Below are 6,219 nucleotides of genomic sequence, written 5' to 3' on the forward strand. Positions count from 1 at the left end.
GACGTTGATCGACTACTGATCGTCATCGGAGCCAATGGAATGTCCGGATCCTTGCGGAAGGGCTTTCCATCATGGCGCCTGCCACGTACCCAGCTCCGGCAGACCGGTGTGGTGCCGACCGGTCGGAGTCTGACTCGTCGGAGGAACGGCTCAGACGGTTCGTCGGCGCGCTGTCCGGCCCGCTGATGGCCTATCTGCTCAGGCTGACCCTCGGCGAGCACCACCTCGCCGAGGATCTGCTGCAGGAGACCTTTCTGCGCGCCTGGCGGCGGATCGACGACCTGCCGGCGGACCCTGCCGCGGCCCGCCCGTGGTTGTTCACCGTCGCCCGGCGCGCCGCCATCGACTTGCTGAGGTCCCGGCAGAGCCGCCCAAAGGAAGTCGAGCTGATCGAACTGGGGATCGCCGCCCTGGTGCCCGACATCGCCGAGCAGGTCGTCGACGTGCAGACCATCCGTACGGCGTTGCCGAAGCTCACTCCGATGCATCGTCAGATGATCTTCGAGGTCTATTACCGGGACCGGGAGCCCGGCGACATCGCCCGTCAGCTCGACATTCCCGAGGGCACGGTCAAGTCCCGCACCTTCTACGCGGTGCGTCGGCTCGGCATGGCCGTGGACGGCACCGGCGGGCGTGACTGAGCGCACGGCGCAAATCGGGCCCGCCCGCCGGTTGGCGGGCGGGCCCACGCGGTCACCGCCGGACGAATCGGGCGATCCGGTTGGCGTCAGCCCGGTGCCGCACCGGCCGGGGCCGGTTGACCCGCAGGTGAAGGGCGGGGCACACGTCATCGGAGCGGTCCGGCAGCATTCCCACCTCTCCGGCCAGGATGCGTCGGTGCAGTTCGCGCAGGACGACGCCGGGCTCGATGCCGAGGTTGTCGACGAGTTCCTGTCGCGTGGCCTGGTAGTGCGCCAGCGCGTCGGCTTGGCGGCCGCACCGGTACAGCGCCGTCATGTACAGCTCGTGCACCCGCTCCCAGAGCGGATTCTCGGCCACGAACACCGACAGCTCGGGCAGCACCTCATGGTGCCGGCCAACATTGATCTCGGCGCTGATCAGGTCGAGTTCGGCCGTGGTGATCAGCTGTTGCAGCCGGGTACGTTGGCTGTGCGCGTAAGGGCCGGGTGCGCCGGCCAGGGGCGACCCGTGTCGCAGCGCCAGCGCCGAGCGCAGGTGCATGGCCGAGACGGCGAAGTCCCCCCGTCGGGTCGCGGCGGCTGCGAGCGTGGTGTGCCGGCGGAACCGCACCACATCGACCGAGTCCGACGGCACGTCGAGTGAGTAGCCGCGACCGATGGACCGGATCCGTAGCCCGGTGGAGCCGTCCGGCCGAGGTGCCTGCACCCGCCGTAGCCGGGACACGTAGGTGCGTACGGTCGTGACGGCCGCCCGCGGCGGTTCGTCGCCCCACACGGCCCTGACCAGCTCGTCCACTGTCACCACAGTGCCCTCGTGCAGCAACAGCACGGCCAGGGTCGCGCGCTGCTGGGGCGAGCCGAGGTCGATCTCCTCACCACCCGACCAGGCCCGGATCGGGCCCAACAGGTCGAACGTCAACCAGTCCGGCCCGCCCGCGGGGTCCGGGTGCGGGCGGACGATCGCCGGGCTGTCGATGCGGGTCATGTCGTGGCGCATTGCGTGTTCCTCACCGTAGAAACGTCTCCAGATAGGACGGTATGAGGCGGCACTGGTACGGAACCTGACCGAACGCTGAACGACCCCACCGTGCAGCCACGGTCACGGCGCGTCGTCGGGACACCGGCCTGCCGAATTCACCGGATGTCATCGGATCGTCCAGTCCGTGTCGATCGGATCCCGGTGAGGTGCAGCCATGAGATTTCTGAAGCTGGCGGGGATCGGGGTGTCGGCGCTGCTGGGAATGGTGCTTGTCGCGGTGGTGGCGCTGTACGTCTGGCCGCTCGACAGTGACCGGCTCTCCGCCGGTCGACCGGAGACACTGGATTTCGCCGCCGCTGTCGGGCGAGCGGAGTCGGCGGTGCAGGCGGACACCGCCGATGCCGAGGTGCTGCCGGAGTGCCGAACGGGCCTGTACTCGCATGGCCGGCCCACCGCCAAGGTCGTGCTGATGTTGCACGGCTACCGGGACTGTCCGGCGCAGTACGCGGGCCTGGCCCGGCTCTTCTTCGACCGCGGTTACAACGTCTACATTCCTCGGGAGCCGCTGCACGGCGTCCGCGATGGCGATGCCAGTTCCGAGGTGCAGGCCGACAACCTGGTCGGGTACGCCGACGAGGCGTTGAACATCGCTGCCGGGTTGGGCGTGGAGGTCGGTGTCGTCGGGCTGTCCGGCGGTGGGGTGCTGGCGACCTGGCTGGCGCAGCACCGCTCCGACGTGGTGACCCGTCTGCTGGTGCTCTCACCCTTCTACCGGCCGGCGTCGGCGCAGGCGCCGGGTTTCCTGATCCGCCCGTTGACCGTGTTGTACGGCTTCCGGCTACTGCCGGATCGGGTGAACGCGAACCGCTTCTCCTTCGCCGCCCTCACGCAGTACCTGCGGATCGCACAGATCTACCGGGACGCTCCCCGCAGCGACCGACTGCGCTCGGTGAGCGTGGTGCTGTCGCCGAACGACACCTTCATCGACGCCGATGAGGCCCGGCGGGTGACGCGGAACCTGGCGGAGACGAATGGACTGGCAGCGCGGGTGTTCGACCTGCCGGCGGAGTTCGGGATTGGGCACGACCTGGTCGCACCGGAGGAGGTCGGCGACCGGGCGGCCGAGCTGTACAGCAGCTATCTCGCCCTGTACGAGGGGAGCACCACCCCGGCCGGTCGGTGATTGCCCGGCTCGCAGCGGGTCTGCAGTAACGAAGGGCCGAGGCTAGAGGAGAGCCTGCGCCACATCAGCGGGAAGAAACAACAAGTGGAGCGGCTCCGTCAGCAGACCGAGCTCGGAGAATCTGGATCCATCGCACTCGGCTGATATCTCTCCCGCCCGGCCGAAGGTCGGCGGTCACCGCTGCGGACGAGCGTTGATCTGCTCGACGGGCGGGAACCGCCGAACGGGTTCGTCGCCGATGGAGTAGACCTCCAAGCAGGACAGATAGCCCTCACCATCGACGAGTAGCACGACGCCAGCGTAGAACTCGCCATCACTGATGTCAGCCGATACCGGCGCACCGGACAGCACCGGAGCCGGCGCTGCGGCGTGGTCCACAACAATGTTGACGGTCGCACAGCCGCAGCTGCACTGACCGTCAACAGTCGCGAACGGCAACTGCGCGCGAAGCTCACCGTGCCCAGGGAACGGCACCGCCAGCAGACGCGCGATGACACCTCGTTCAATGTCACTGAGCGGACGAGGCATGTCGCCGCTGGTCATAGCGCCGCCTGTTGGGGCAAGCCGGCGTGGAACCGCAGCAACCGGACCTTGTGCTCGCCCAGGATCGGGCGAGCACGCTCGATCAGCTTGTCGAGTTCGGCCGCACGCTCGCGGGACGGCCCATGGTAGGTCGTAGCCGCCTGCCGATCGAGCCACGCGGTGAGATCCGCCCGGGCACTGCCACGCAACCGGTCGTCGAGATCATCGATCAGCCGCAGATTGGTGATCAGCCGTTGCCAGGCGTTCCCCGCCGTCAGAAGCCGGTAGCCCGCGAACCGAACATGAGGCGGGTTGCCCGGACCGAGCAGGGACTGCAGCATTCCCGGGTCAAGGATGCCGAGGTCGTGTCGTAGGGCAACCACCACCTGGCGGGTCACCGCTCCAGACTCGTCGCGCAGCAGTGGTACCAGTTCAGCCGACGGGGTCACGCCGAGGCGACGCAACGCTCGGACCGCTTCGACCCGACCACGCGAACGTGGATGCGCCAGCCACCGCCGCACCAGGCGGGCGTCCTCGGCGTCACCGGTCTCGCCTAGCCCGGCAATCGCCCCCGGCGCCGGTGGCTCCCACCCGGCGAGCGGGCGATAAGACTCTGCCGGATCCGCGCCGCTGCGGCGGAGCGCGGCCTGAGCGATGGCCCGCACCAGGGGATGCCGATCAGGCAGCGCCGCTTCAGCCGCCCTCAGATCACCGACTGCGGTCACGGCCTGCAGCGCCTCAGCCCGAACCAGCGCAGTACGGCTGACAAGCAGCCCACGCAGCTGAGCCGGACTCGTCGCGGACTCCACAGCAGCCCGGGCGCACAGGGCCCGAATCGGCAGGTCGTCGTCTTTCATCGCGGCCGTTGTCAACCGGCGCAAACTCAACAGGCCTCCGGTTGTCGCAGCGCGGTACGCCGCCCGCCGGGTCCGGCGATCCGGCGCTATCAGCAACGGCTCCAAGCCATCCAACGGCAGGTCCCGAAGTACACCCTCGACGCGCTCGGCCAACCAGGCGCCCTCAGCCCGACCGCGCAAGGCGAACGCCATCTCCGCGAGCTGGGCCAACGACCCCTGCGATGACGACAGCCAACCCTGCACCGCACTCCTTGCCCGCTGACGCACCTCAGCGACCCAGTCGACCGTCCGAAGCGTCAGCACCGCCAGCGCCGCCGGGTGCGCGTGGTCCGCCAGGTGAGCGACCGCCGCCTCGCGGATCCGCCCGTCACGGTGGCAGCCGGCTATGACCAAATGCAGTAGCTCCACCTCACCGTCAGCCAAGTCCGCCGCGAGGCTCCGCGACCAGCGCGGCGCCGACCACCACTGCTCCCGCAGCGCTCCGTCCACCGCCAACCACCACCGCGCCTCGGCGGAACCAAGCGCATCCACGGCCGCGGCCCGCATACTCGGCTCGCCGTCGCGGGCCACTGTCAGCAACCCGGCAGAGAACTCCGCTGGACTAACACTTCGGTCTAACCCGCCAGCCCCAGCACGCAGCCACTCGACGGGCGGCAGCTCAGGCAGATAGTCACGTTCAGGCAACTCGCTCGAGCCGCCACTCATATTGCGCAGCCACCGCCGCAACGTCGTCCCCAGCGACACCGCGCCCACCGACGCCTCCGTCCCCACCATCGAACACCATGGTCGCGGCAATTCTGTCGCCCTCGCGCCGACCGAGCGACCGCATTCCCGCAGCGCCACAGTGACGCCGCAGCGGCGGCCCGGCAACCAACCGCCGGGCATAGCCCCACCGAATTCGATGATCTTCATGGTGCGGAGAAGCGGCCCCGAAGACAAACCCATCAAAGCCAGCACGATCGCACGAATCCTCGGCACCACCCGTGGAAACAGCGCTGAGCACAGCTGACACCTGAACCAGAACTCGGAAGCATAGGCGCAACTGCCTATGCTTCCGAGGGCTCAACCTTGCGTAGAACCGATCTTTCTGCGTTCCAGGGTGAATATTTCTGCAGGGACGAGCCGCAGCATGTACAACCTCACTGCTGTGCCGTCTACGCCGCTGGCACCGCACGGTCATCTCCGCGGGCAGCCCAACGGGGCCCTGCGATCGGCAGAAGACACGACAATCCTCACTGCTAACTGTGGTCGGGCGTCGGGGCGACAGGCGCTGCGCCCGGCCACCGCGTCGGGCGAGGATCGCAACCCCCTCAAGCCGATCGTGGGATGTGAGGTCTACAAGACGGCTGCGCCCGGCCACCGCGTCGGGCGAGGATCGCAACGAACGGATGGCGTCCGCCGAGGCAGGGTTGTCGGTGGTGCTGCGCCCGGCCACCGCGTCGGGCGAGGATCGCAACGACATCGGGATCCGCCTGGCCGCCACCGCGAGCGTCTACGCTGCGCCCGGCCACCGCGTCGGGCGAGGATCGCAACCACGCACCACCCATCCGGTCCAGCCACCTGGTCGCGAGGCTGCGCCCGGCCACCGCGTCGGGCGAGGATCGCAACCAGATGGAAGACGCCGAGGCCGGGGCGGGCATCGCGGCTGCACCCGGCCACTGCGTCGGGCGAGGATCGCAACAGCACGGGGAGGATGATGCCGGCGCCGGCGCCGACTGCGGCTGCGCCCGGCCACTGCGTCGGGCGAGGATCGCAACTCGACGGAGGCGGAGCTGGCGGAGCGCGCCGACGAGGGGCTGCGCCCGGCCACCGCGTCGGGCGAGGATCGCAACCAGTGGACGCGCTTCGAGCGCGGCGGACCAGGCGAACCTGGCTGCGCCCGGCCACCGCGTGTCGGGGTACGGCCTGGAGTGCAGAGCTAGGTACGGCTGATCTGGCTCTGTCGCTGATCTTGTGACGATGTCTCACGCTTGGAGCAGGATCCGTTTGCGGAGCAGGTCGAAGTTCGCGCGGCCGTAGCCGAGGCGTTTGATCAGT

Annotated in this window: 5 protein-coding genes and 1 CRISPR repeat array; of the genes, 2 read left to right on the plus strand and 3 right to left on the minus strand. The window is 69.0% G+C overall.

The window, feature by feature from the left end; all coding sequences use genetic code 11:
• Positions 1-71 precede the first annotated feature (71 nt).
• Positions 72-641 (plus strand): sigma-70 family RNA polymerase sigma factor, encoded by a 570-nt coding sequence (locus D2L64_RS25615; RefSeq protein ID WP_119579768.1) that lies wholly within the window; start codon positions 72-74, stop codon positions 639-641.
• A gap of 52 nt (positions 642-693) precedes the next feature.
• On the opposite strand, the gene D2L64_RS25620 is transcribed toward D2L64_RS25615, so the two are convergent.
• Positions 694-1,638 carry an AfsR/SARP family transcriptional regulator gene (locus D2L64_RS25620; protein WP_119579769.1) on the minus strand — a complete coding sequence of 315 codons (945 nt, stop codon included), beginning with the start codon at positions 1,636-1,638 and terminating at the stop codon, positions 694-696.
• A 196-nt stretch (positions 1,639-1,834) separates the two neighbouring features.
• Between D2L64_RS25620 and D2L64_RS25625 the strand changes: the two genes are divergently transcribed.
• Positions 1,835-2,803 carry a serine aminopeptidase domain-containing protein gene (locus D2L64_RS25625; RefSeq protein ID WP_119579770.1) on the plus strand — a complete coding sequence of 323 codons (969 nt, stop codon included), beginning with the start codon at positions 1,835-1,837 and terminating at the stop codon, positions 2,801-2,803.
• Between the two features lie 174 nt (positions 2,804-2,977).
• Here the strand turns inward: D2L64_RS25625 and D2L64_RS25630 are convergent, their stop codons facing one another.
• Both D2L64_RS25630 and D2L64_RS25635 read right to left on the minus strand, forming a co-directional pair.
• Complete coding sequence (locus tag D2L64_RS25630; RefSeq protein WP_119579771.1) at positions 2,978-3,346, minus strand: hypothetical protein; 369 nt, start codon at positions 3,344-3,346, stop codon at positions 2,978-2,980.
• On the minus strand, positions 3,343-5,094 hold the full coding sequence (locus D2L64_RS25635; RefSeq protein ID WP_233559147.1) for a hypothetical protein: 1,752 nt from the start codon (positions 5,092-5,094) through the stop codon (positions 3,343-3,345). Before D2L64_RS25635 ends, D2L64_RS25630 begins: the two co-directional genes overlap by 4 nt.
• A gap of 357 nt (positions 5,095-5,451) precedes the next feature.
• Positions 5,452-6,014: a CRISPR direct-repeat array (repeat unit 37 nt; unit sequence GCTGCGCCCGGCCACCGCGTCGGGCGAGGATCGCAAC).
• Positions 6,015-6,219 lie beyond the last annotated feature (205 nt).

The sequence above is a fragment of the Micromonospora radicis genome, from assembly GCF_003583405.1.
In the GTDB taxonomy this organism is placed as follows: Bacteria; Actinomycetota; Actinomycetes; order Mycobacteriales; family Micromonosporaceae; genus Micromonospora; species Micromonospora radicis.

What these genes read in the sequence shown, in the direction of transcription:
- D2L64_RS25615 (WP_119579768.1), top strand. Translation starts at nt 72, where the DNA reads ATGGCGCCTGCCACGTACCCAGCTCCGGCAGACCGGTGTGGTGCCGAC.
- D2L64_RS25620 (WP_119579769.1), bottom strand. Translation starts at nt 1,638, where the DNA reads ATGCGCCACGACATGACCCGCATCGACAGCCCGGCGATCGTCCGCCCG.
- D2L64_RS25625 (WP_119579770.1), top strand. Translation starts at nt 1,835, where the DNA reads ATGAGATTTCTGAAGCTGGCGGGGATCGGGGTGTCGGCGCTGCTGGGA.
- D2L64_RS25630 (WP_119579771.1), bottom strand. Translation starts at nt 3,346, where the DNA reads ATGACCAGCGGCGACATGCCTCGTCCGCTCAGTGACATTGAACGAGGT.
- D2L64_RS25635 (WP_233559147.1), bottom strand. Translation starts at nt 5,094, where the DNA reads ATGAAGATCATCGAATTCGGTGGGGCTATGCCCGGCGGTTGGTTGCCG.